This window comes from Streptomyces poriferorum (genome assembly GCF_019399235.1).
GTDB classification, from domain to species: domain Bacteria; phylum Actinomycetota; class Actinomycetes; order Streptomycetales; family Streptomycetaceae; genus Streptomyces; species Streptomyces poriferorum.
The window spans coordinates 1-343 of sequence record NZ_JAELVH010000028.1; the positions used below are offsets into that span (position 1 = coordinate 1).

General features: G+C 74.3%; 1 pseudogene. It reads left to right on the forward strand.

Annotated elements, in window-relative coordinates:
- Positions 1–327: pseudogene (locus tag JGS39_RS07930) on the forward strand (ATP-dependent zinc metalloprotease FtsH); the annotation flags it as partial.
- Positions 328–343: the final 16 nt, after the last annotated feature.

Below are 343 nucleotides of genomic sequence, written 5' to 3' on the forward strand. Positions count from 1 at the left end.
ACGGGCGCGGAGAGCGACCTGGAGCAGGTCACCCAGCTCGCCCGGGGCATGGTGGGCCGGTGGGGCATGAGCCACAGGGTGGGCCGCCTGACGGCGGTCCCGGGCGACGCCCAGCAGCCGTACGGCCTGTCGGCGGCGCCCGCGACGCTGGACGCGGTGGACGGTGAGATGCGCCGCATCGTCGACGAGTGCTACGAGACGGCCTGCCGGATGCTGCGTGAGAACCGGGACCGGCTGGACTCGCTGTCCGCGGCGCTGCTGGCGAACGAGACACTCGACGAAGCGGACGCCTACCGGGCGGCCGGGATCACCCGACTGGCGAAGTAGCCCCTCCGGCGGGCGG